This window comes from Rhodohalobacter sp. 8-1 (assembly GCF_038150125.1).
Lineage (GTDB): Bacteria > Bacteroidota > Rhodothermia > Balneolales > Balneolaceae > SW132.
In genome coordinates, this window is record NZ_JBBVMF010000002.1 from 296,824 (window position 1) to 319,863 (window position 23,040).

Annotated in this window: 25 protein-coding genes and 2 pseudogenes; 13 read left to right on the forward strand and 14 right to left on the reverse strand. The window is 44.0% G+C overall.

Going from position 1 to position 23,040, the window contains the following annotated elements; genetic code table 11:
• Nucleotides 1-25 precede the first annotated feature (25 nt).
• From AABW11_RS02830 to AABW11_RS02875, 10 genes are all read left to right on the forward strand, one after another.
• Nucleotides 26-811, forward strand: coding sequence for a hypothetical protein (locus AABW11_RS02830; RefSeq protein WP_340103216.1), 786 nt, complete (start codon nucleotides 26-28; stop codon nucleotides 809-811).
• Nucleotides 804-2,423, forward strand: a complete 1,620-nt coding sequence (locus AABW11_RS02835; protein ID WP_340103218.1) for a hypothetical protein — start codon at nucleotides 804-806, stop codon at nucleotides 2,421-2,423. Before AABW11_RS02830 ends, AABW11_RS02835 begins: the two co-directional genes overlap by 8 nt.
• Nucleotides 2,423-3,472: a hypothetical protein gene (locus AABW11_RS02840; protein ID WP_340103220.1), complete on the forward strand. Its 1,050-nt coding sequence runs from the start codon at nucleotides 2,423-2,425 to the stop codon at nucleotides 3,470-3,472. Before AABW11_RS02835 ends, AABW11_RS02840 begins: the two co-directional genes overlap by 1 nt.
• Nucleotides 3,469-4,419: a hypothetical protein gene (locus AABW11_RS02845; RefSeq protein ID WP_340103222.1), complete on the forward strand. Its 951-nt coding sequence runs from the start codon at nucleotides 3,469-3,471 to the stop codon at nucleotides 4,417-4,419. The genes AABW11_RS02840 and AABW11_RS02845 overlap by 4 nt, the downstream gene beginning before the upstream one ends.
• A 14-nt stretch (nucleotides 4,420-4,433) precedes the next feature.
• Complete coding sequence (locus AABW11_RS02850; protein WP_340103224.1) at nucleotides 4,434-5,471, forward strand: hypothetical protein; 1,038 nt, start codon at nucleotides 4,434-4,436, stop codon at nucleotides 5,469-5,471.
• On the forward strand, nucleotides 5,464-6,861 hold the full coding sequence (locus AABW11_RS02855) for an oligosaccharide flippase family protein (protein ID WP_340103226.1): 1,398 nt from the start codon (nucleotides 5,464-5,466) through the stop codon (nucleotides 6,859-6,861). The genes AABW11_RS02850 and AABW11_RS02855 overlap by 8 nt, the downstream gene beginning before the upstream one ends.
• A complete protein-coding gene (locus AABW11_RS02860) occupies nucleotides 6,858-8,402 on the forward strand; it encodes a hypothetical protein (RefSeq protein ID WP_340103228.1) in 1,545 nt (514 codons plus the stop codon). Before AABW11_RS02855 ends, AABW11_RS02860 begins: the two co-directional genes overlap by 4 nt.
• On the forward strand, nucleotides 8,369-9,430 hold the full coding sequence (locus AABW11_RS02865) for a glycosyltransferase (RefSeq protein ID WP_340103230.1): 1,062 nt from the start codon (nucleotides 8,369-8,371) through the stop codon (nucleotides 9,428-9,430). The genes AABW11_RS02860 and AABW11_RS02865 overlap by 34 nt, the downstream gene beginning before the upstream one ends.
• A gap of 205 nt (nucleotides 9,431-9,635) precedes the next feature.
• Complete coding sequence (wecB, locus tag AABW11_RS02870) at nucleotides 9,636-10,754, forward strand: non-hydrolyzing UDP-N-acetylglucosamine 2-epimerase (protein WP_340103232.1); 1,119 nt, start codon at nucleotides 9,636-9,638, stop codon at nucleotides 10,752-10,754.
• 348 nt (nucleotides 10,755-11,102) lie between these two features.
• Nucleotides 11,103-11,465 (forward strand): four helix bundle protein, encoded by a 363-nt coding sequence (locus AABW11_RS02875; protein WP_340103234.1) that lies wholly within the window; start codon nucleotides 11,103-11,105, stop codon nucleotides 11,463-11,465.
• Nucleotides 11,466-11,664: 199 nt separating this feature from the next.
• Here AABW11_RS02875 and AABW11_RS02880 read toward each other — a convergent pair whose 3' ends face one another.
• The gene (locus AABW11_RS02880; RefSeq protein WP_340103236.1) at nucleotides 11,665-12,993 is read right to left on the reverse strand and encodes a nucleotide sugar dehydrogenase; all 1,329 of its coding nucleotides are present in this window, start codon (nucleotides 12,991-12,993) and stop codon (nucleotides 11,665-11,667) included.
• Nucleotides 12,994-13,393: 400 nt separating this feature from the next.
• Between AABW11_RS02880 and AABW11_RS02885 the strand changes: the two genes are divergently transcribed.
• A complete protein-coding gene (locus tag AABW11_RS02885) occupies nucleotides 13,394-13,744 on the forward strand; it encodes a transposase (protein ID WP_340103320.1) in 351 nt (116 codons plus the stop codon).
• 531 nt (nucleotides 13,745-14,275) lie between these two features.
• On the opposite strand, the gene AABW11_RS02890 is transcribed toward AABW11_RS02885, so the two are convergent.
• From AABW11_RS02890 to AABW11_RS20065, 7 genes and pseudogenes are all read right to left on the reverse strand, one after another.
• Nucleotides 14,276-14,644 carry a DUF5615 family PIN-like protein gene (locus tag AABW11_RS02890; RefSeq protein ID WP_340103238.1) on the reverse strand — a complete coding sequence of 123 codons (369 nt, stop codon included), beginning with the start codon at nucleotides 14,642-14,644 and terminating at the stop codon, nucleotides 14,276-14,278.
• On the reverse strand, nucleotides 14,641-14,871 hold the full coding sequence (locus AABW11_RS02895) for a DUF433 domain-containing protein (protein WP_340103240.1): 231 nt from the start codon (nucleotides 14,869-14,871) through the stop codon (nucleotides 14,641-14,643). The genes AABW11_RS02890 and AABW11_RS02895 overlap by 4 nt, the downstream gene beginning before the upstream one ends.
• A gap of 334 nt (nucleotides 14,872-15,205) precedes the next feature.
• The gene (locus AABW11_RS02900; protein ID WP_340103242.1) at nucleotides 15,206-15,448 is read right to left on the reverse strand and encodes a DUF4926 domain-containing protein; all 243 of its coding nucleotides are present in this window, start codon (nucleotides 15,446-15,448) and stop codon (nucleotides 15,206-15,208) included.
• Nucleotide 15,449: 1 nt separating this feature from the next.
• Entirely contained in the window at nucleotides 15,450-15,803 is a 354-nt protein-coding gene (locus AABW11_RS02905; RefSeq protein WP_340103244.1) for a DUF6883 domain-containing protein, read from the reverse strand.
• 379 nt (nucleotides 15,804-16,182) lie between these two features.
• Nucleotides 16,183-16,494: a type II toxin-antitoxin system RelE/ParE family toxin gene (locus AABW11_RS02910; protein WP_340103246.1), complete on the reverse strand. Its 312-nt coding sequence runs from the start codon at nucleotides 16,492-16,494 to the stop codon at nucleotides 16,183-16,185.
• Nucleotides 16,482-16,664, reverse strand: a complete 183-nt coding sequence (locus tag AABW11_RS02915) for a hypothetical protein (RefSeq protein ID WP_340103248.1) — start codon at nucleotides 16,662-16,664, stop codon at nucleotides 16,482-16,484. Before AABW11_RS02915 ends, AABW11_RS02910 begins: the two co-directional genes overlap by 13 nt.
• 132 nt (nucleotides 16,665-16,796) lie before the next feature.
• Nucleotides 16,797-16,874, reverse strand: a pseudogene (locus AABW11_RS20065) (hypothetical protein); the annotation flags it as partial.
• A 657-nt stretch (nucleotides 16,875-17,531) separates the two neighbouring features.
• Here AABW11_RS20065 and AABW11_RS02920 point away from each other — a divergent pair.
• Together AABW11_RS02920 and AABW11_RS02925 are read left to right on the forward strand one after the other, a co-directional pair.
• A complete protein-coding gene (locus AABW11_RS02920; protein ID WP_340103250.1) occupies nucleotides 17,532-17,774 on the forward strand; it encodes a UPF0175 family protein in 243 nt (80 codons plus the stop codon).
• 51 nt (nucleotides 17,775-17,825) lie between these two features.
• Nucleotides 17,826-19,055: pseudogene (locus tag AABW11_RS02925) on the forward strand (ISL3 family transposase).
• Nucleotides 19,056-19,318: 263 nt separating this feature from the next.
• On the opposite strand, the gene AABW11_RS02930 reads toward AABW11_RS02925, so the two are convergent.
• The 6 genes from AABW11_RS02930 to AABW11_RS02955 form a co-directional block, all read right to left on the reverse strand.
• Entirely contained in the window at nucleotides 19,319-19,792 is a 474-nt protein-coding gene (locus tag AABW11_RS02930; RefSeq protein ID WP_340103252.1) for a DUF3368 domain-containing protein, read from the reverse strand.
• 9 nt (nucleotides 19,793-19,801) lie between these two features.
• On the reverse strand, nucleotides 19,802-20,050 hold the full coding sequence (locus tag AABW11_RS02935; RefSeq protein ID WP_340103254.1) for a UPF0175 family protein: 249 nt from the start codon (nucleotides 20,048-20,050) through the stop codon (nucleotides 19,802-19,804).
• A gap of 722 nt (nucleotides 20,051-20,772) precedes the next feature.
• On the reverse strand, nucleotides 20,773-21,099 hold the full coding sequence (locus AABW11_RS02940; protein WP_340103321.1) for a DUF5615 family PIN-like protein: 327 nt from the start codon (nucleotides 21,097-21,099) through the stop codon (nucleotides 20,773-20,775).
• 250 nt (nucleotides 21,100-21,349) lie between these two features.
• Entirely contained in the window at nucleotides 21,350-21,586 is a 237-nt protein-coding gene (locus tag AABW11_RS02945) for a DUF433 domain-containing protein (protein WP_340103256.1), read from the reverse strand.
• A gap of 595 nt (nucleotides 21,587-22,181) precedes the next feature.
• Nucleotides 22,182-22,535 carry a HepT-like ribonuclease domain-containing protein gene (locus tag AABW11_RS02950; protein WP_340103259.1) on the reverse strand — a complete coding sequence of 118 codons (354 nt, stop codon included), beginning with the start codon at nucleotides 22,533-22,535 and terminating at the stop codon, nucleotides 22,182-22,184.
• On the reverse strand, nucleotides 22,504-22,833 hold the full coding sequence (locus tag AABW11_RS02955) for a nucleotidyltransferase family protein (protein ID WP_340103261.1): 330 nt from the start codon (nucleotides 22,831-22,833) through the stop codon (nucleotides 22,504-22,506). Before AABW11_RS02955 ends, AABW11_RS02950 begins: the two co-directional genes overlap by 32 nt.
• Nucleotides 22,834-23,040 lie beyond the last annotated feature (207 nt).

The window sequence follows — 23,040 nt, forward strand, 5'->3', positions numbered from 1 at the left end:
CAAGATTTTTAACAAACCAAACGTTTTGAAACACTACCTGATTTTCCTCATTGGGGGATGTCTCATTTTATGGGCGACTGGATGCGACAACCCCTCCTCACCTGCCGGAACAGACAGCGCAGTGCTGAGTTCACTATCCATTCAGCCAAACAGCGTTCAGTTCGGGCCTCAATCCTCTATTACCGACACAACCCTGACGGTTCAAATCAGGGCTAATACTACTGAATCTCCTGCCAACGATTTGGTCTACACGATTGAACGTGACGGCGAGCTGGTAAAGGAGGGGACGCTCCAGCCTGAGTCCGACACTATATTTTTAGCTGAATACTCACTCGAGGTCAACACCGCTCGCAATGCCAACATCACGATATATATATACGAGGCTGATAACTCGAGCGGCCAGCGCCTCCAGGGGAAACTTCAGGTGCGCGGACGAATCGTCTCCCCTCCTGTCATTGAAGAGGTAAGCAATACGGAAGAAGCAGTCATTCCGGATAGCGGAAACCAGAGAATCGACTTTTTCGCTCGGGTGGTTCATCCCAACGGACAAGATCTCATCGACCGGGTTAACTTTTTTCTCATTGACCAATCCGGCAATCAGCTTGGGGATGATTTCAGAATGTTTGACAACGGAGTTTTTAACGAGGTTGAAGGATTTATTGATGAAGCTGAGGGTGATTCGCTTTATTCCCGTGCTTTTTTCACCAACCCGAATAATAATCCTGATGAAATAACGGTCAACTATTACGCAATCGGTGCAGACGGACAATCCAGCGATACACTGCAAACCCAATTAAGCATTATTGAGTAGTATGATGATGAGGCAGCTTTTATTTATCCCTGTTGCGGTTATTTTGCTTTTTGCGACTGGCATTCACGCCCAGCTTATTGGCCCAATCCCTGACAGGTATGAAACTCTTCGCCAAAATTCTGTTACTTCACTTGATGCGACTGGCAACAGTCTGTGGATCGGTCCAGGCTTGAACCGGATAGATGAAGGATCTCCCGATATATTTGTACCCGAAACTGCAGACAGTGTATTTAACGGACGAGGCCGTGTTTTTTCACTTGAAGCTGAACCAAACAGGGTTATTGCAGGACTTGGCTATAATACCGACAGCGGTGATGAAAGTGTTCAGACGGCGCTGGGATTTTATGAGTCTGAAGACAATGGCAGCAGCTGGCGGTTTATCCCTTTTCCGCTAGATCCACAGCCAGAGTCCGGCAACTGTACGCCATCATCCGTTGGCCCTCCTTGTGATCTCGAATTCATATATGGCGGAGAAACCTATTTCCAGACCCGCATCACCGTTCCTCAGCAGTCCCCGCCATTTGAAACAGATTTTAGTGGTGATACAATACTCGCCGCAGCCTGGGCGTCGGGCATTATCCGCAGTACTGATAATGGGAACAGCTGGGAGCGTCTGATTTTGCCACCGTCTTCGGCATCAGAACTTACCCCGGACAATACCTATAATTGGACATCTCAGGCGGGAGATCAAGGAACCGTTCAGCGCTACGATCCGCGGTTTGATAACAACCTGCTCGGTTTCGGGCTGCTCATCGACAGCCAGGGACGCGTTTGGGCCGGAACAGCTGCCGGAGTAAATATATCTGAGAATGCACTTACGGCACCTGTTGATCAGATCAGCTGGAGACGCGAAGTGGCCGATGGTTCTATTGACGGACTGCTTGGTAATTGGGTCGTTAATATTCGAGAACAACCGGGAACGGGCCGAATATGGATGAGCAACTGGAATGCATCAAGCAGTCCGGATGATCGCTTTGGGCTTGTCTCTACTGATGATGGCGGACAAACATTCAGCCACTACCTTGAAGATGAACGCGTTAATGATATTGGATTTTTTGACGGAAAAATATTCGTGGCCGCCGACCGCGGGCTTTTTATCTCATCTGATGATGGCACTACCTGGCTTCGGATTGGTCAGATTCGAAGTCCCAACCAAATTATTGCACGGGATGCCAGCTACTTTGCCATTTCAGCAACTGATGAGCAGCTTTGGGTGGGAACCTCAGATGGACTCGCATCAACCCGGGATGGCGGCGAAACCTGGTCGATTCTGAGAGTTGATATGCCTTTAGAAGGTGGAAATATCTACGATCCTGACTCCCCAAACGTCAGCACATACGCCTATCCCAACCCCTTTTCACCCAGCGTTCATGACAGGGTACGGATAAAATATGAGACATCGAGTTCAGGGCAATCAACCTTGCGTATTTTCGATTTTGGCATGAATATAGTCTACGAAGAGTCATCAAATAGCTCGGGGCAACCGGGCGCTTACGAATTTCTTTGGAACGGAACCGACAACTCCGGGCGCGTCCCTGCGACAGGATCATATATTTATGTGATTGATACGCCGGACGGACGAGTTGATGGAAAAATATTACTGACTGACTAATGCAGACATTCAAAAAACAACTCTGTTTACTTTTTGTTTTTGTATGGATGGCGATTCCGGCAGGCGATCTGCTCGCGCAAGCAGGCGGATTCACCGGGTCTTTCAGCCGGCTCGGGTTCGGTCCTCGCGGAATGGCCATGGGTAACGCGCTGACGGCCGTTCATCACGACGGTGCCTATGGTTACTACAACCCGGCCCTTGCCGCCATGCCAAATGATTTTGTTCAGATCGATATTTCAAGTTCATCAATGGCATTCGACCGTCAGCTTCACATGGTATCTGCACAGTTTCAGCTCCCGCCCTCCGCGGGATTATCGGTCTCAATTTTGAACGGGCGCGTAAGCGATATCGACGGCCGCACACAAAGCGGGTATCATACAGAAACGCTTTCGACCAGTGAATACCAAATGCTTACCAATTTTGGAATTCGGTTCAGCGACACATTCTGGGGCGGCGTTGGCATTAAGATAAACCTAGCTGATTTTCACAGTGATGTCTCATCAGAAACATCCATCGGCCTTGATGCCGGGCTTTACAAGCAGGCTGGGCTAATTGGCATTGGGCTGGCAGTGCAGGATCTGTTTGCCAAAACAAATTATGATACATCAGACCTTTTTGGATCAAATACAGGCGGTGCACGAAGTAACAACTACCCTACACGGTTAAAACTGGGCGGATCGTACATTTACGACAGCAACCTGCTGATTAGTGCTGAATATGAGGTTCAGGTACTCAGCTCAGAATTGAAGACTGTTGAAACAACGCTTATAGAAGGACGGCCGGTGACCAATACCGTTCGGTCTGACGTTACGACCAACACACAGATTGCCCGCCTTGGAGCTCGTTACCACATCCACCCAAGAATTACGTTTCGGTCAGGCCTGCAGGCTCTTGATCTCAATCACGATAGTTTTAACCTTCAACCAACTGCCGGTTTTTCCTTACATTTACCGTTTGACAAGTTTTCGCCTACAATAGATTATGCTTTTGTGCGTGAACCCTCGAACATTTCAACTATGCATGTTTTTTCAATCCGTCTACAGATATGAGATTTTTTGCAACCGGTCTCCTTTTAATGCTATTCACATCTACCCTTTCTGCTCAACAGGACACCGGCAGCGGCATGGACTTTTTGAATATTGCGCCTTCACCCTATCAACTGTCTCTTGGAGAAGCCACCTCTGCTACTTTAACCGGCTCATCTGCCATCTACTCAAATCCGGCACTTTTGGTAATGGAACCCTTATCAAGTGTAGAAGCAAATTATACGCTATGGATTGCTGATGTGAATAATCAATACGCCTCCGTAAATTTTTTGAATGATGATTATGCCATTGGATTCGGCGTTTACAACTCGAGGTCTACTGAATTTGAGGCGAGAAACGAGCCCGGCCCCTCCCAGGGAAATTTTGATATCAGCTATCTCTCACTCTCAGCAGCCGCCGCTTATCAGGTGGGGCCAATCTCTGCAGGATTTACAGCCCACTATCTTCGGGAGGAAGTCTTGCAGCTTCGCGCAAACGGGTATGCCGTTAGCGCTGGGCTCGCAGGGGAGTTTCTGAATGAGCGGGTTAGAGTTGGAGCTGTTGTGCAAAATCTCGGCGAAATGAATGAGCTCGGTCAGGTGGCCACTCCTCTGCCTTCAGTGTTCAGAATTGGATCCACCGTAGATGTTATCGAATTTACAACACCCGGCAGAAACGATTTGCCAATTCTGTTATCCCTGCATTCCGAATGGATTCACCCTCTCGAGGATCTTTCCGGCGGCGATTATACGAATCAGGAGGAAAATGACGATTTTTTCAGCCTTGCCATGAGCGCCGACATCGCGGATTTAATCAATCTGCGAGGCGGCTATAAATTTGGGCCTACCGAACGGCCGGTAAGCCTGGGGCTTGGCGTAGTCATCGACCCGGTAACGGTGAATTATGCGATGGTTCCTTTTTCCACCGGCTTTGGGATGGCACATTCAATTGGTGTTCAATTCTATTTTTGATCTGAGCTGTGACAATGGGTACACACGATCAGCTTTTAAAGCTTTACAGGGATTTACTACCGGATAATGATGACGGCGTAATAAAGCTATATGTCGTTCCGCTTATCAGGTACGACTATCAGCAGTCTGACTACCTCTACCTGCTCTATCGTGACATCATAGAAAACAGGCAGGACGAATTTCAGGTAAAAAGCATAAGCGTTTGGAAACACTGGATATTTGTCGCTAAAGCGCTTACCTCCCGGAATGTAATTCTGCACTATCACTGGCTGGAATGTACGGATTTAAAATCTGCAGCCGGGATGATCTACAAGCTCACCTGTATCTCACTGTTTAAAGCCGCCGGCGGACGTCTCGTCTGGACCGTTCACAATAAAATGCCTCACGATAATAAGTTCCGCAAGCTCAATTACCGTATCCAGATGTGGATGGCATCACGTGCCAATTTATTGCACATTCACTGCAAGAGTGCCGTTGAAGAAATCAGCAGGTTTTACAATCAGCCCTCATCAAAATTCAGGGTTGTTGAACACCCGACATTTCCATCAAAAAAGATCGAACGAAATAATGCAATTAAACGGCTGAGAGAAGAACGGAATCTGCAGCTAAAGAAGACAGACACTCTTTTTATAATGTTTGGTAACATTAGTGCCTACAAACAGATAGATAAGGTGTGCGAGATGTTTTCTAACCTATCTTTACGCAAAAAATTGTTAATTGTGGGGCCGGTAAAAAAAGGTCAGATGCCGAACTTCAGAGAGATCCGTGAGTTCGCTGATCACAACGAAAATATATTTCTCGATCCTCATTTCATCCCCGAAGAAATGGTTCCTCACTACATGAATGCGGCTGATTGCGTAGTCTTTAACTATCGCCAAATCCTTACCTCGGGCGGCGTTGAACTTGCACGCAGTTATGGCCGTCCTATCCTGGCACCCGACATGGGCTGCCTCTCAGAGCTTGATGAGGAAAATGTGACTCTTTTCAACTCACAGAAGCAGCTGAAGCATCTCCTTGAGACGTTTGAACCGAACACAGAAACGGATGCGTAATCTCACCGCCAAGGCGTTCTGGATACTATTCAGCGATGGAGGTGCAAAACTATTCGGATTTTTTACTACAATTTATCTCGCCCGGACATTTGGTGCAGACAGCTATGGCCTGATTGTACTTTCACTTTCGGTGATGGGAATTTGCATCTGGTTCAGCGACCTTGGTATCCAGACGTTAGCTACCCGCGCGATGGCCGCATCTGATCCGGGGAAACGAACTCCGGCTCGCTACTTTTGGCTAAAAGTCTCACTGTCGGTAGTTGTCATTTTAGTGTCAGCCGCCATTGTTTGGGTGGTACTCGCACACAACCCCGCACTTCGGACGCTGGTACTACTATTTCTTCTGTCACTTTTACCTCAGTCACTTCAGATACAGTGGTACTACCACGGTATCCAGGATTTTAAATGGATCACAGCCGCCAACTGGATTCAGGGCGCTCTCTACCTTGGCTGTTTGGTCTTCATTGTCAGTTCCGATGATCTGTTTCTCGTACCGCTTGTCTACTCATTATCAATTCTGGCAGGCGCCCTTACATTGCTGATTTCTTACCGTGGTAAACAGTCACTTTTCAGCACTCCCGACTTTTCAAAATGGCCTTCCGACTTAAAAAAAAGCTTCTACCTGGGAGCCGGACATTTTATGGCTCAATCCATTATATTACTGCCTCCCATATTGATAGGATTTTTCTTTAGTGAATATGATGTGGGCTATTACAGCGTCGCATTCAAACTCGTCCTGGTGGTGATGCTTGCAGATAAAATGATCAACGTTCTGCTACTGGCCAACCTTTCGAAGTTGTGGGTTGAGCGTCCTGAAGATGTTCCGGGTCAGCTCTCTATTGTGGCCCGCTGGATGATTGTCTTTGGATCGCTTGGATCAATCATCCTCTTTTTTATTTCGTCATCCATCATACCATTTCTGTTTGGTTCCGAATATGGCGATTCCATTATTATGCTGAAATATCTATGCTTTATTCTGCCGGTAACGTTCCTGAATTCGGTGTACTCCTATGGTTTGATATCGTTTGGACAAGACGAGCGCTTCTTGAAATCGACGCTGATGGGTGGCACAGGAGCGATGTTACTGATGTTAGCCGGGGGAGCATCTTCACTTATGAGTGTGATGCTAGCTTCGATTGTGGCAGCTGAAATTCTGATCACCGTGTCGATGTATTACCAGTTCAAACAAACCGTGCGGCTTGATGTGACTCGATTTGTGTTTTTTGGCACCCCGCTGCTGGCGATCTCTGTTTTGTCGGGTCTCTTTCTGCCTGTTCACAGCCTGCTGATGATGATGATGTCCCTCACGGCTTTTTGCTTATTAATCTATGGGACGGGGCTGATTCCAACGGAAGACATCCACTGGCTCAGACGGAGGATCACTCAATGAAACGACATATCAGGATTGGATACATTGGTCGAAACAAAAGCTGGGAACAGGTGCTGGGTCAGATTGGGGCGTCTTGGGACCGTGTTAATCCAGGCCGGCCTATTCCGTTTGAAGACTACAGCTGTATTATCGTGGACAGATCCATGAACCGGGCGGAATACACCCATGTTAGCAATTACCTGCAAAAAGAGGGGGCCATCATCGACACAACCGGCACATTCTGCAGTTCTTCAGTCCAAAGGCAATTTATCTCCACGATAACACCAAATCCGGAAGATCCGCTTTTTGGGCATATTGATGAAGTTCCGGTGCATTGCGTTTCATATTCAATCGATTCATCAGCGAGATTAAACGGAACAGTTTGGTTTGATCCGTCTCCGGGCCGAAACATGGCGTTTTGCGGCCTCCCGATTGATCAGCTCTGGAGTGAGTTCAAAACCGCTCATCGGCCATTTGGATCAACTACAACCGCCCTGACTGCCGAGCGAATATCACAACGACAAAGCCGGCCTTATGTTGACGTAGTACTAACTCTTCTCCGGGCACTCCATGATAAATCAGGACTTCCGTTTGTCCACAAGTGGTGGCATCCGGATTCTAATAAACTCGCAGCTACGTGTCGCATCGACAGCGATTACGCTCCACTGGATACAATAAAATTGCTCTCCGATTCGGCCAGGGAATTAGACATTCCCCTTAGCTGGTTTTTACATACGTCTCATCATGAACCTCATCTGAAAGATCTGATTGAGCTACTCCCTGATACGGATGAGGTTGCACTGCACTGTTATCGGCATTATGAATATAGTACTTCCGAGCAGTATCGGTCAGACATCCACGAGGGACTTAGGTTACTTAATACTTATGGTGTGTGGCCAGCGGGCTATGCTGCACCATACGGCTGCTGGTCAAAGCCTTTAGCAGATGCTCTCACTTCATTTTCATTTGAGTATACAAGTGAATTCGGATACGATTTTGATTCACTCCCGTCCACGGCTCATGCTTCCGGAATACTGCAGCTTCCGGTTCACCCGGTATCTATCGGATCGTTCAGTCGCTTTATGGCTGATCAATCACATATTCAGTCATACTTTCAGCAGGTAGCCGATAAGAAGTATTTAACTCACCTACCGCTTCATCTCTACCACCACCCCAATGATTGTGAACCGGTCCGATTTGCAGATCTGTTGAAGCTGTTTGACAGAGATAACTATCATTGGATGACGTATTCAGACTGGAGCAACTGGTGGAATAAAAGAGTGTCCAAAGCAATAAACGTCCGCTATGATACCAAAACAGGCCAGCTACACCTTACGAAATCGAGCACAGGATCAATTCCGATTGCAATACACCAGCATAGTGGCTTACATGTAACGGTATCAGATGAGCCAACACTTCAGTTGGAAGAGCTGCCATTTCGTCCGTACATTGACCCGGAATTGAAATCTATAGCAGAAAAAAGAATAAATGAGTCCGGACTGTCATGGTTCAGACTTAAAAAAGATCAATGGCTGACTCATCTTTGGAGGAACCGGGCATGAAGATATTGATGATCGCTCCCCTATCAATCGGGGTTGTGAAAGGCGGTGTTCGCATGCAGTCATTAAAAACGGCCGAACACCTGAAAAAACTTGGTGTGAATGTAGAACTTTTTAATCCCTGGCGTGAAACCAACCCGGAAAACTTTGACCTGGTCCACTTGTTTTTGGCCTCCAATGAAACACTGTCGATAGCAAACCGGCTGAAAGACATGACATGCAAACTGGTTGTCTCACCGGTATTTTATACACGGAGATCAGCATCCGTGATACGGCAGTCTGTTAGAATAGAATCCATTGCTGGCAAAGTAGTTAAGGGAATTTTCTCAGATTATTCTATTAAGGCATCGGTCTGTAAAGCCGCCGATCTGATACTCCCAAATACGGCATCTGAGGGAGCCTTGATCCGGGATGGGTTCGGCGTTTCGGAGGATAAAATAACGGTAGTTCACAATGGTGTGGATAGGGAATTTGCCGATGCGTCAGCTGACCTCTTTCAGTCCATATATGACGTCAGGAATTTCACGCTCTTTGTGGGAGATGCATCCGCCCGCCGAAAAAACCTGCTGAACCTGCTGAAGCAACACACGCCTGAAGACCGGCCACTGGTTATCATCGGGAAATTTGATCAGAGCAACTATTCGAAGCGATGTCTTGAGATTATTAATAATCGGAAAAATGTATTCCATCTTGGCCCACTTGATCATGATGATTCCATGCTGTCGTCAGCCTATGCCGCAGCCGATGTGTTTACGCTGCCGTCTCAGTTTGAGACGCCCGGAATTGCTGCACTCGAGGCAACTTTGGCCGGATGCCGAATTGCCATTACGGAGATTGGCGGCACACGTGATTATTTCGGTAGCGACGCTGACTATATTGAACCGGAAAACAGTGCCACCATTATGCAGGCGATCAGGAATGCACATGAAAGGCCAAAGAATGAATCACTTAAACAACGAATTCTTGAAAACTATACCTGGGAAGCCACTGCGGAGAAAACATTGAATGCCTATAAAAGGCTATTTGAATAGATCAATTCGCAAACCTGAGGCTGTCCAAAAAGGTCGTCTAAAAAAACATCCATCATTAATTTTGTCATGCCTGACCCCGATCCGGCATCTCCTGCCTACTTTAAGATGGGAGATCCCGCATCGGGCGCGGGATGACGTCCTTTTGGGACAGCCTCAAGTTTCCAAAAAAAATTCAAAAGCTAATAAGTTTTAGAGATCAGCTGACATGAGTAAACCCATAACCATACTATTTGGTACCCGCCCGGAGGCGATAAAACTGGCTCCGATCATCCTTGAGCTTAAGAAACAGAACATTCCTTACCGGGTGATTCACACGGGTCAGCATCTTGAGCTTGCAGAGCAGATACTCTCCGCATTTGATATTACTCCCGATCACAGACTCAAACTGATGACAGAAGCACAGCAGCCGCTCGACCTGTTACAAAAACTGCTATCGACGCTGCCCGACTTAATTGCTCCTGACCATACAGGACTGCTCATAGTTCAGGGCGACACAACCTCCGCCCTTGCGGGTGCATTGACTGCCCACCATCAAAAAGTGAAGGTGGCACATCTCGAAGCTGGACTTCGCTCCTACGACCGCATGCAGCCCTTTCCTGAGGAATCAAATCGAACGCTGATTAGTCATCTTGCTGATTTACATTTTGCGCCAACCGCGGGTGCGCGACATAATCTGCTGGCCGAAAATATCGATCCGGATACTATTCATGTCACCGGAAATTCTGTGGTTGATGCGCTTCATTTTATTCTTGATCAGGCATTCGTAACACCGGGTGAAATCAGGCAAAAATATGATGCCGGAGAGGGTAAGCTGATTCTTCTGACAACCCATCGCCGCGAGAATTTCGGCAAACCGCTCGAAGAGATTTTTGGTGCCATCCGGGATATTGCAGAAGAGCATCCGGAATACACCATACTGCTTCCTTCCCATCCCAATCCAAATGTTCAGCAGGCTGTGAAAGCACTCAGACAGATTCCGAATATTCATGTGATCGATCCCCTGACGTACGAAGAGTTCGTCCCGCTAATGGCCGCAGCGGATCTCATCCTAACTGACTCCGGCGGCATCCAGGAAGAAGCCCCGGCCCTCGGCACGCCTGTATTTGTACTGCGAAACAAAACCGAACGGCCCGAACTCCTCGACAGCGGTGCCGGAAAACTCATCGGCACAAATAAAGCCAGAATCATAGAAGAAGTCACCAGCCATTTTCGCCGGCACCAGGCTAACGAGCGTCTTGAAGTCTTTGGTGATGGTCATACGGCGGAGCGGGTGGTTAGGGTTTTGAAGGCTGAGGTTCTCGGTATCAAAATCACTCAACCTTAATCTTCTCCGAAATGGCAACCCAGTCCGCATCGCATACAAAACTACTGAAGGCTAAGGCTCTCTGTATCATAAAAACCTCAGCCTTAACCTTTTCTGAAAAGTCACCAAATTCAGCGGCTTGATCAGAGTTACTTAAGGTTGAGGTTCTCTGTAGCCACTTCCCTCAACCTTAACCTTCTTTGTTTTGGCAGCGTAATTTGAAACGCACACAATGTTACTGAAGGCTAAGGTTCCTTGTTTCCACATAACTTAGCCTCAACTTATCGTTTCAAGAAAAGTATTTGTAATATTCTACTGATTTCCGAACAATCTGAGATCATTTAACAAAAACAAATGCAGGAGAGCACCATGATTAAGAGTTTCAGGGATATGAGCGTTTGGCAAAATTCATTCCAGCTTTCAATATCCGTTTTCAATCTTACAAAAGGACTACCCCGGTCCGAAGATTACGCTTTGACGTCACAGATACGACGATCATCGAATAGTGTATCGGCGAATATAGCTGAAGCTTTTGGCAGACGAACCAGTAAAGATAAGATCTATTTTTATACTGTTAGCAGGGGTTCAGCCTATGAAACGCAAAATCATCTATTATACGGAGAGGGCGTTGAGTATTTTGATAAAGAGCAAATCAATCAACTCGTCGATCAGTATGATAATCTGATCCACGAACTTAATAGGATTACCAATAAGCTTGAGAGGAAGAGTTAAGGCTGAGGTTCTCAGTATTAAAATCCCTCAGCCTCAACCTTCTCTGAAAAGTCACGGAGTTCAGCGACCCAAACAAGATTACTAAAGGCTGAAGTTCTTTGAATCAAAATCCACAAACCTCAACCTTCTCTGTAAGTTCCTAAAATCCTGAGGCAAAATGAGACCTCTAAAAAACTCGATCCCTTTGCAAAGCTACCAGCTACGCCTTAAACACCTGACCGTCTTTCGACCCTACTTCTTTCATTGCATTACGGGTGTCAACAATACAGGGTGACCATTTGGCAAGCTCTCGGTAGTTGATGTTGTCGTGGTTGGTGGAGATGACGACAGCATCGAACTGGCTGATCGTCTTCTCATCCCATTCGACAGATGTTCGGCCAGCGTATTGTGCATACTCGCGTGACGGCTTGATTTCCGGCACGTAGGAGTCGTAATAAGAAACCTCAGCACCCATATCTTCATAAAGCTCCATCAGCTTGTAAGTTGGGGATTCCCGGTCGTCATCCACATTGGGCTTATATGCCAAACCGATCAGCAGCACTTTACTGCCATTGAGTGATTTTTTGTGATAGTTCAAAGCTTCGAGCGTTCGCTGTACCACGTAACGCGGCATGTTTGTATTGATCTCCCCCGCCAGTTCAATAAAACGTGTGGGCTGCTCCACTTCACGCGCTTTCCAGGTAAGGTAAAACGGATCGATTGGTATACAGTGTCCGCCAAGACCTGGGCCCGGCGTAAATTTCATAAAACCGAATGGCTTGGTGCCGGCCGCGTCCAAAACTTCGTGTACGTCGATGCCCATGGCTGCATAAATGACTTTCAGCTCGTTGACCATCGCGATGTTCACAGACCTGAAAATGTTTTCGGTCAGCTTCACCGCTTCTGCCGTCTTGGTGTTGCTGACGGGGACGGTCTGAACGATGGCGGTATCATACAGAGCACAGGCCAGCATCAGGGCTTCATTGCCGTGACCGCCCACTACTTTTGGTATCTTTGAGGTGTTAAAATCAGGATTGCCGGGATCTTCCCGCTCCGGGCTGTAGGCCACATAAAAATCTTCGCCCGACTTGAGGCCGCTTTTCTCTTCAAGAATCGGAATAATCAGGTCTTCGGTCGTTCCGGGATAGGTCGTTGACTCCAGAATGACCAATTGTCCCTCTCTTAAATGCTCAGCAACCGTTCTGGTGGTCTTCTCCACGAAAGTCATATCCGGCTCGCGGTGGTGATTCAGCGGCGTTGGAACGCACATGAGTAGCGCATCTGCTTCCGGCATTCTGGAAAAATTGGTTGTTGCATCGCACTTATCACTTTTTGAGAGAATCCCCATCATCTCTTCACCGAGGTGCTTGATGTAGGGTGTACCGGATTTAATGCAGTCCACTTTTTTCTTGTCGACATCAAACCCGAGAACCGGCATATCTTTCTTGTGAAACGTCCACATCAGGGGCAGGCCAACGTATCCCAGGCCAATAACTCCGATTGTAAATGTCTTGTTATTAATTTTTTCCAGTTGTTCCGATAGACCCATTTGTTTTACTCTGTAATTTATATTCCTTGATTAAAGCAAGTCCAAAATATACGATACCGCGTTACAATATAGAAATGCCCAAAACATTAGTTTTTCACAGCTCAAAGATAGGCTGTTTAGGGAATTTTATAACTGCCGCAACTTATTGGTTTATTATCGGATGGCGCAGGTTATAGTTAAGACGCTTTATCAGAATATCTCATCAAAACTGTAAGGAATATTCCATATTACTATCATGCACTCCACCGAATCATTTTTTACACAGATTTCCAGCTAAGGTAATGGAGGAACAGACATGCACGTCATCACAAATCATATATACATCCATACTATGTTTTGCACAAAAAATTGTCTCCGCCTGATTTTACCGGAGTATGAAGAAAAATTATGAAAGAGCATTATAGAATATGGCCGTCACAATGCATGTCCGGTTTCATCCATTGGCGGCATCTGCGATCACGTTCATCTTGTGATCACTCCTCTTCCGTCGAAGACTATTGATTCATTAATCAAAGAAATTAAAGAGTTCACAAAAACCTGGATGAACAACTCTTTTTTTGGAGAAAAACGGCCATTTGATTGGCAGGATGGCTATGGGGCATTTAGTGCCAGCCGGTCAGACTTCACAAAATTAGCTAACTATATAGACAATCAAAAAACCATTCATGAGTCTTTGACGTGTGAAGAGGAGTTTATCGGGATACTGGAACACAATGGTGTTGAATATAATAAGAACGGACTTTTGGCTTAGTGAACTGATGGACGGAGTGAGGGAGTGAGGGAGTGAAAGAGTGAGGGAGGGCAATCATTGCTCCTAAGATGTCATTATGACAATATTTTTTATTCTTTAGAAACCCACCATATTACGGTTTAGCAAGTCCGTACCAACGCCAAAATTTTACGGACTTGGTACGGAGATGGTATGGACTTGGTATGGGGATTAAGCAGCATCTTTTTCGAACACTCATGAGTCAGATTACTGTCATAATGTCTGTCGTTTTCCTAACTTTTATATCTGAAAAAATCGAACAGAATGAGAGATGGAGAGACTCCAGCTTTTTCCAATTATCAACCTGTCTTGAGAACTACATTTAAACAGCGCCTCAACAATTTCCTTCCAATCGAACTGACAGGGCCGCGATTTGGGAATGTGCGGCGCTGACGGCGCAGTTCCAGATCAACGTTCTTCGTTGCGCTTCAATGCCCAGCTTAAACGTTTCGGCGTAGGAAAGAACTTTTTTACACTCGTATTTCTGATACTCGGAACTTAAAAGTAGCCCTATCATTTTTTCAGAGGCAATATACGTGCACGCATTCTGCCGGGATCAAGAGTGATTAAAGCACCTTTTCCAAGACGGTGATTAAATTGATGAATTGCCTTAAATAACACTACTTTTAAAGACTCGGGCGCAATATTATTAGTTCGTACCTGAATTACACTGGGTCCTTTCGCTCCTGTAGCGGCTAATATATCTCCGAAATCAAGATCATGGGTAAATACTATGTAACCATTCGAATAAGCATATTCCATAATCTCCTCATCAGATGCATTTAACGCCCCAACTGCAGACCAGTGAATAGCCTGAAATCCTTTTTCCTGAAATGTATCTATCCAATCAGGTGATAAATTCATATCAATCAAAAATTTCATGCGGGATCCAATGGCTGCTCAAGTTCATCGGATCGCCACGCGGCGTATTGAAGGGCCTGTGTTATATCTTTGTCTTCCAGGTACGGATAAAGATTGAGAATCTTCTCCGTTGAATAACCGGATGCAACAAGTCCAACCACGGCACCTACTGTTACGCGCATCCCCCTGATGGTTGGCTTCCCTCCCATTATATTTGGGTTAAATTGAATACGATCGAACTCTTCCATCTCAAATGTGGCTTTAAATCTTAATTATCAAATACAATCTACTAAAGTCAGTATTAAAATGATATTTGAAACTATTTAATGGGATGAGAAGACCGAAAACGACTTGCGTGATGGTTCGTATTTACTGCGTGAATGTTGAGTATTCTGCTGCCGCAGAATGGTAAGTGTTCGCCCCGATGGGTCGGGACCAGAAATGCACTGGCTCCGCTCACGGTAAGAGAATCAGCCGTTCATGGTCCTTACGTGCGAAGCACACTTAACAGCAAGCGAAGCATAGCCATAAACGGCACGCAAAGCGTGCCACTCAACACGTACAAAGCAAGAAAAACAAGATTTAAACAGCTCCCATTGATCTGATACGTAGTACTTCACTCTCTTTAAGTGATTCAATATCAGATACAGTAACTGTGATTACAGCATTTGTATCAACAACCGCATTAAATACTTCAAGCGTATACCCATCTTCTGAAGATTCAGATGGGTGATTCTCTACAACAGTAGCAATCTCACCTGTTTTCAATTTTTCTTCAGGTATATCTTTTAATAATACGACTTCGCTAAACAATTCATATTTCATATTAACCTCTATCACGGAGTGGATACATTGTTATAAATTTAGTTAATTTGGAGCCATATTCTTCCACCCAGATAGATCGAACAAACAACGATTTTCCATTTGGACCATTCAATTTTCCTGTTATTTCATATATGTCACCAAATTCATTTCTCTGAACAAGAACAGCTTCACGAATTAATAATTGCATTCGTATATCTTGCTCCAGTCTTTTCCAATTCTCAGAATCATATCCAGCTTTTTTGCCATGGGCATCCTTTGGGGAAAGCCTCTTCGATTTATCACTTCTTTTTCTATAACTCAGTAAGTATTCTTTTACTTTTCTTTCTGAAATTATAGCATTTATTGGCAGCCTCATACCAACTATAATACAAAACGAGCTCAAAAAATCATACTTATCCAATTTTTCAAATAACTGTAACTATATTACAACAAATACTCGTTGATGGAGTGATGGAGTGATGGAGTGATGAATTTTCAAACTGAATGGTAAAAAACAACAAAAGCCTGAGATTCTTGGTTACCGCTTTTCTCAACCTTAACCTTCTCCGAAGAGGTAATGAATTCTTTTACCTGCACAAGATTTCTGAAAGCTGAGGCTCTTTGTTACAACCCTCCTTAATCTCAACCTTCTCTGAAAAGGCACCGAACATGTTGCCTGCGCAAAACTACCAAAGGCTAAGGTTCTTCGTTACAACTCTCCCCCTCACCCACTCACTCTTTCTCAGCTGTTAATCTTAAAGAAACGACTGTAGAGCGTCATTTCCCTCAATACTTCTGCGACTGTGATGGATCGTTAAGATGTCGACCCGATTTTCATCAACTACTCTGTAAATGATCCGATAAAATCCCAAAATCAATTCTCGAATAGATTCATTTTCAATTTCCGGCACTATCCTTCCCGTTCTAATTTGATTTTCCAATGCTTCTGCAGTGAAGAAAAAACGTTCTGTTTGAATTGCAGCGTATACCTCGGAATCTTTTGCTATATATTCGGCAATATTATTCATATCAGAAAGTGACTGAGGTGTCCATCTTACCTCAGCCATTTCTCGAGATGTTTTTTTGCATCTTCGGTGCTTACAGTTTCATCATTTTCGGACTGTGTTAATCCAGTTTCAATTTTTTCAATTAACAGCAATCGATCCAGAAGATCATCTATAGAGAAATGCTCGGGGAGTTTTTCAAGACCTTGAATTACATTCTTTTTTGAGATCATAGGATTCTATTCTTAATGTTTATTCTGCAAAAAATAAAAGTTCTCAAATGTAACGCTTGATGCATTATACTGTTTCGTTTTTGAATGTACAAAGTTAAAGAGAAAGGAAGTGACGGCGAGACGGATTTACAAAGACGGAAGACGGAAGACGGAAGACGGAAGACGGAAGACGGAAGACGGAAGACGGAATTTTCGAACTGAATGGTAAAGATGCAACAAAAAGTTGAGGTTCTTGGTTACCGATTTCATCAATTTTAACCTTGTCCGAAATGGCAGCGAACTTTGTTGCCTGCACAAGTTTACTGAAGGCTGAGGCTCTTCGTTGCAACTCACCTGAACCTCAACCTTCTCCGAAAGGGTAACGAACTCAGTTGCCTGATCAATATTACCAAAGGCTAAGGTTCTTCGTTACAACTCAACTCAACCTCAACCTTCTCCGAAAAGGCAACGAACACTGTTGCCCGCACAAGATCACTAAAGGCTGAGGTTCTTCGTTACAACCCTCCTGAACCTCAATCTTGTCCGAAAAGACTACGCATTACTCTGCCTGCACAAGATTACTAAAGGCTAAAGCTCTTTGTCACAACTCTCCTCAACCTTCTCCGAAAAGGCAACGAACACTGTTGCCCGCACAAGATAACTAAAGGCTGAGGCTCTTGGTTACAATCCTCCTCAACCTCAACCTTCTCTGAAATGGCAACGAACACGGTTGCCTTCACATGATTACTTAAGACTAAGTTTCTTTGCTACAAATCTCCCACTCTCACCCTCTCTTCCGCACCCTCTCTTCCTAAACTGGTATATTCAGCTTAAGATCAAAATCATTATATTACTTGCAGACTAAATTTCAAATTGATCGTTTTCCAAATGAAAACCGTGACTTTAAATCTTCCGGATAACATAGAACTGAATAACCATGAAATAGAGATGCTTGTCGCCAGTCGTCTTTATGAAAGCGGAAAACTTTCTCTTGGCCAGGCAGCCCAAATAGCAGGATTATCCAAACGGGCATTCGCCGAACTCTTGCATAAATACAATGTGTCTATATTCAACTATCCTGCCGGTGATTTAAAAAAAGGCTCTATGTTGATTAGTGTGGGTAAGATATAAAAGTGCTACTATTGATCCACTCAATCAACCAGCATTTTTTACCGAGAATAAATGAATAGTAAAGAACTTTTTTCGATGGCCTTAGGCTTGCAGCATCCCTGGAAACTCAATAACGTTGATTTTATCGAGGAGGATGGCCAAAAGGTTCTACGCATTGATATTGGCTTCGAAAAAGGAGCCAAATTTTCTGATCCTATTGCCGGGGAGCCGTGCTCTGTTCATGACACAATGGAGCGTCGCTGGCGTCATCTGAACTTTTTTGAACACACCTGCTATATTCATTGTAAGGTTCCGCGAGTGATTTGTAGTGATGGCACCGTCAAACAAGTAGATGTCCCCTGGGCACGTAAAGGCAGTGGATTTACGATGTTGTTCGAGGCCTATAGTATGATGCTTATTGAATACGAAATGCCGGTCAACCGGGTAGGGAAAGCCATGCGGGAGTACCCTAACCGCATTTGGACGATCTTTGATCATTGGGTTGGTCGGGCGTATGAGAAAGCCGATCACAGCCAGGTAACCCAGCTGGGTGTCGATGAGACGAGTTCCCGCAAAGGCCACCGCTACATTACCATTGGGGTGGATATGGACGAGCGGCGGGTAATTCATGCCACAGAGGGGAAAGGCGCGGATACGATTGAGTCAATCAAAGACTACCTGGAAACCAAAAAGACCCCGCCCGAACAGATCAGCCAGGTGTGCATCGATCTGTCTCCGGCGTTTATCAGCGGTGTGGAGTCCTGTTTCCCAGACGCGCAGGTTACCTTCGACCGCTTCCATGTAAAAGCCCTGCTGAATAAGGCGATGGATGAGGTTCGCAAGAGTGAACGGCGGCGTCATGTGGAGTTAAAAGGACATAAATACACCTTTTTAAAATCCTCCAAGCAGTTAACCGAGGACCAATCCGTACAGCGACATGCCCTTGTTGAACTGTATCCGCAGCTTGGCGAGGCCTAGAGGCTAAAGGAGCTGTTTGATGATTTTTGGACCATGAAGACCCCGCAAGAAGCCCATGGATTTTTAGCCTTTTGGTGTGATATGACTCAAGAATCAGAGATTGCTCCCTTTCTGGCGTTTGTAAAGACGGTAAAGAAACATTGGGATGGAATCCTCAACTACATTACATCGAAACTGACCAATGGTATACTGGAAGGAATTAACTCAAAGATACAATTGATCAAACGCAGAGCCCGCGGCTACAGAAATACAAAGAATTTTATCAACATGATCTACTTCACCTGTGGTATACTACAATTTGATTACCCACACCGATCAACATAGACCCTAAAAAAAGATGCAGACAATGCATGAAGAGGTTATTACGAATACCAGTTGCCTGATTGTATTAACAAATATTGATGAACTTCGATTGCTTAATGAACTATATGGAGACATTACGACCACACCTGATGTGATAGAAGAATTAGGTGATAAACATATACCCGACTGGCTCCAGATTAAATCCCCATCGGATCACACTCAACAGCACGCAAAGAGTGCCCTCAACACGATCCACCGACTGACGATCTTATGCCTCAACGGTTTCATTTACCGGCCAGGCGAATTGCATGTTCTAATAGATCATCGCCGATTCTAAATCCTGTTTCCTTTAATTTCTCGAGATATGCGACAGGCTTTTCGATATGTCCCTTTTTATTTGCGACCAAAATAAGTCCAATCGTTCCAATAACACTAATTCCCAAACTTGCTGCACAATTTCGCGCTGCTTTATCGTCCAAAGCTGCTTTTACATCTTTTCTTGAATAGGCATGAGTGATAACTTCCGTTTCACCTTTTCCCAAATCCCACGATTCAATAACCTTTGGCGTGGTATCAATCTCTATGACATACTTATTCTTATGCTTATCAACCCATTCACAGGCTGCATCATTTTGACCTTTAATTTCCTGATAAACCCCGATAGGTATCGTGAGATTTTCAGTAAGTTGTGGCAGTACATCAATTAAATCAATTTTTGCAAGAAATATTAAAGGGGAGGCATTGCATACAAGCAGCATAGATTAATTTTATTGAATTTCTTTCTCAAGATCGTCTGGCGTGTATTGAAAGGGAGACACATTGTACTGTTTAAGCACTTCTAAAAATTCCTGCCTGGACAAACGTGCTATTTCAGATGCTTTAGACTGAGAGATCAATCCTTGCTCGTACCACTTACTTAAAGCAGCATGCAGTAATTCTTTTGCAAAATCACCCGGATGTTGTCGTAAGACTGAAAATGATTCTTCAGGCAAATCAAGTGTTATCTTATAGCTCATTTCAAATAATCTTATAGGCAAAAATCATATCATTATTTTAATATACTAATCTTATTGTTCGTTTAAATAAAAAAATTACCGCCTGATTGCCGGTCATTATCCCCGTCATTTTTTCCTGAGGCTATCGCACAAAAATTGAGCATCCTGCTTTGGGCGGTATGTTGAATAGTCTGCTTCAGCAGAATGGTAAGTGTCCGTTTCGCAATCCTTAAGTACAGAGATTTACGGCCCAACATCCTGTCTCAATAATTCAACACGCAACAGCGCTCTCAATACAAGCGAACCGAATAGCTCAATAACTCTCCATATTATCATTAGCTTTCTTTAATAAATTAACCAAGAACCGATAATAAAATGGTCCAGTTACGTTATTCCTCGGATGTTTAGAACAGATCTCATAATCAACCTTTGAGATGGAGAGATGGAGAAATGGAGAGATGGAGAGATGGAGAGATGGAGAGATGGAGAGATGGAGAGATGGAATTTTTCAAATGAAAGGTGAAAAAGCAACAAAAAGGTTGAGTTCTTGGTGACCGCTTTTCTCAACCTCAACCTACTTCGAAAAGGCACCAAACCCCGTTGCCAGCACAAAATGACTGAAGGCTGAGGTTCTTCGATACAACCCTCCTAAACCTCAACCTTCTCAGAAAAGTAGCAAGACACTTTCCCTCCTTCACCCACTCAGTCCCATACTCCTTCACTCTTTCAATAACTCTTTCCGTTTAATCTATACTATACAATTTATCTTCGTAAACATTTACCAACTTACTTTTCTCACTCAGCTTAAGAATCTCATCCCAATGTTTAGTTAAAAATTCATAAAGCTGGTTCAATTTAATATTGCCAATCTTTAAATGAATAACTTTTGGTGGTGGATTTGTCATAATTATTCGATTAGAGAAATCTGAATCCTTGGTTATCACAGTCAGGTTATGTTTTCTTGCATATTTCCAGATTCTTTCATCACTCCACGTATCACCTAAATCAGCTTGATGCACAAACTTCCCTCCTTCCCAAAAAGAAAAATAATAAGGCAAATTGACATCTATTAACCCGGATTATTCATCAAGAAATATTGATGTGAACAAGGCGAAGCGAAAATGGTGACGGAAGGGTACACTTGTACCCTGAGTAAGCCATTTGCACTTCAACGCAGTGCACATTAAAATTTCGCAGAAAATATCTACGCCCAAATTTGAGCTATATAATCAATTTAGTAAATAATAGAATTTTAACACTTTAAGCTAATACTGCACACTTACTAATGAATAATTCGGGTTAAATATTCGGGCTTTGACATTATACCATTTGTTTAACCGTATAATTATGCTCCATCATTGATGCAGCAAATTTAAGAACAGCATCAATATCTTCTGATTCCAGGCTCGGATATTGTTTCAAAATAGATTCTTTCGACTCTCCTGCTGCCAGGAACTCCATAATAGTTTGTGCGGTGATCCTCTTCCCTCTTATCACCGGCTTGCCATTACAAATTGCCGGGTCTATAGTTATTCGATCTATGATTTTATATTCCATACTATCATCAATTTAGGTGATTACAATAAAACATAACTCAATATATTAAATTTTACTATTCCCCTTTCCTCAACCTAAACCTTCTCATAACAGTGGCAAGAAATAACAACCACCCGGTGCCCAACGCTCGTAAAAATTCCACCACCTCAGATTGTGCCGCAACAAAGTGAATAGCAAACGTTCGACAAACGGTTCGATTGTTGAATTGTGGAACTGTGGAACTGTGGAAAGGTGAAACACATCTTACACTAAATTTCATTAATTTTGCTTAATAAGTTAGCCTTGAACCGATAATAAAGTGATACCAAAACGGTTGTTACAAACTGCTTACGCAAAGGCTGATAACCAATCATGAACTGACCGTCCAGCTAATATCTTTTATCTATCATCTAATATCTAAGTTGACGCTGTCAGGCCTCATTTTACAAAACCAACAAATTTCCAACACCCTGCTATATGTCAATATTTCCAACATCACCCACTCACTCCCTCTCTCCATCACTCCCTCACAAAAGCAGTACCCAGGTTCATATACAGACACAAAACACGCGAGGCAGGAGCCACGCGCTACATCCCTCTCCCCTTCTCTCTTTCATTAGGACCGATTTCTGTCTTTTTCACTTAGCAATTTTTCAACTTCGTCTTTAAGTTTTGGCAGATATTTGGTAATAACGCCCCAAATTATTTTATCATCAACACTATCATAGCCGTGAATGACCCAGTTTCTGGTATCTACTATTTTACGGGCATGTGCGATATTGACGGAATCATCCAGTTTTAAGATTCGGTTCGTAGCTTCGCCAATAATCTCAATTTCTCTCTCAACAGCTCTTCGAATAAGTTTATTTTGCTGATACTCTTCAAATGAATCAACAGGCTCAACATATTCCTCAATCGATTCAATAGCAGTTTTTATATCAAACAGATATTTTTTGATGCTTTTTATCATAGATCAGCTTTTTACTGCTGTTGATACTCTCGGTGAAGTATGGATTTAACAGGGACTGCTCCGTAACCAGATCTATTTTTCTGTTAAAAAGATCTGACAGCTTTTTGTGAAGCAAAAAATAGTTATCTGCATAATCCTGAGCAGATAAGTCACTATTAAAAGTTACAAGAAAATCAAGATCGCTCTCATCCTGTAATGAACTGTCTGCACAGGAGCCAAAAACATATAGCTTATCTACAGGCAAGGATCTGCAAATTTTTTCTAAAGAGTTTTGATTCTGACGGATAATTGAGTTCATGCCAACAATATAGCTATTCTGATCTGAATTATTAAAGGCTAAGGTTTTTTGTTACAACTCTCCTGAACCTCAACCTTCTCCTAAAAGGCTGCGAAATCTGGTTCCCGATGAAGTTTACTAAAGGCTGAGGCTATTTGTTACAACTCTCCTCAACCACAACCTTCTCCGAAGAGGCAACGAACTCTGTTGCCTGCTCAAGTTTACTAA

Excerpts from the sequence above, each read along its gene's own strand:
- AABW11_RS02935 (WP_340103254.1), bottom strand. The coding sequence starts at position 20,050 with ATGAGCTATAAGATAACACTTGATTTGCCTGAAGAATCATTTTCAGTC.
- AABW11_RS02920 (WP_340103250.1), top strand. The coding sequence starts at position 17,532 with ATGAAAACCGTGACTTTAAATCTTCCGGATAACATAGAACTGAATAAC.
- AABW11_RS02905 (WP_340103244.1), bottom strand. The coding sequence starts at position 15,803 with ATGAGGCTGCCAATAAATGCTATAATTTCAGAAAGAAAAGTAAAAGAA.
- AABW11_RS02910 (WP_340103246.1), bottom strand. The coding sequence starts at position 16,494 with ATGGCTGAGGTAAGATGGACACCTCAGTCACTTTCTGATATGAATAAT.
- AABW11_RS02895 (WP_340103240.1), bottom strand. The coding sequence starts at position 14,871 with ATGGAAGAGTTCGATCGTATTCAATTTAACCCAAATATAATGGGAGGG.
- AABW11_RS02875 (WP_340103234.1), top strand. The coding sequence starts at position 11,103 with ATGATTAAGAGTTTCAGGGATATGAGCGTTTGGCAAAATTCATTCCAG.
- AABW11_RS02900 (WP_340103242.1), bottom strand. The coding sequence starts at position 15,448 with ATGAAATATGAATTGTTTAGCGAAGTCGTATTATTAAAAGATATACCT.
- AABW11_RS02865 (WP_340103230.1), top strand. The coding sequence starts at position 8,369 with ATGGCTGACTCATCTTTGGAGGAACCGGGCATGAAGATATTGATGATC.
- AABW11_RS02915 (WP_340103248.1), bottom strand. The coding sequence starts at position 16,664 with ATGATCTCAAAAAAGAATGTAATTCAAGGTCTTGAAAAACTCCCCGAG.
- AABW11_RS02855 (WP_340103226.1), top strand. The coding sequence starts at position 5,464 with ATGCGTAATCTCACCGCCAAGGCGTTCTGGATACTATTCAGCGATGGA.
- AABW11_RS02845 (WP_340103222.1), top strand. The coding sequence starts at position 3,469 with ATGAGATTTTTTGCAACCGGTCTCCTTTTAATGCTATTCACATCTACC.
- AABW11_RS02950 (WP_340103259.1), bottom strand. The coding sequence starts at position 22,535 with ATGATAAAAAGCATCAAAAAATATCTGTTTGATATAAAAACTGCTATT.
- AABW11_RS02860 (WP_340103228.1), top strand. The coding sequence starts at position 6,858 with ATGAAACGACATATCAGGATTGGATACATTGGTCGAAACAAAAGCTGG.
- wecB (WP_340103232.1), top strand. The coding sequence starts at position 9,636 with ATGAGTAAACCCATAACCATACTATTTGGTACCCGCCCGGAGGCGATA.
- AABW11_RS02945 (WP_340103256.1), bottom strand. The coding sequence starts at position 21,586 with ATGGAATATAAAATCATAGATCGAATAACTATAGACCCGGCAATTTGT.
- AABW11_RS02930 (WP_340103252.1), bottom strand. The coding sequence starts at position 19,792 with ATGCTGCTTGTATGCAATGCCTCCCCTTTAATATTTCTTGCAAAAATT.
- AABW11_RS02850 (WP_340103224.1), top strand. The coding sequence starts at position 4,434 with ATGGGTACACACGATCAGCTTTTAAAGCTTTACAGGGATTTACTACCG.
- AABW11_RS02890 (WP_340103238.1), bottom strand. The coding sequence starts at position 14,644 with ATGAAATTTTTGATTGATATGAATTTATCACCTGATTGGATAGATACA.
- AABW11_RS02840 (WP_340103220.1), top strand. The coding sequence starts at position 2,423 with ATGCAGACATTCAAAAAACAACTCTGTTTACTTTTTGTTTTTGTATGG.
- AABW11_RS02880 (WP_340103236.1), bottom strand. The coding sequence starts at position 12,993 with ATGGGTCTATCGGAACAACTGGAAAAAATTAATAACAAGACATTTACA.
- AABW11_RS02955 (WP_340103261.1), bottom strand. The coding sequence starts at position 22,833 with ATGAACTCAATTATCCGTCAGAATCAAAACTCTTTAGAAAAAATTTGC.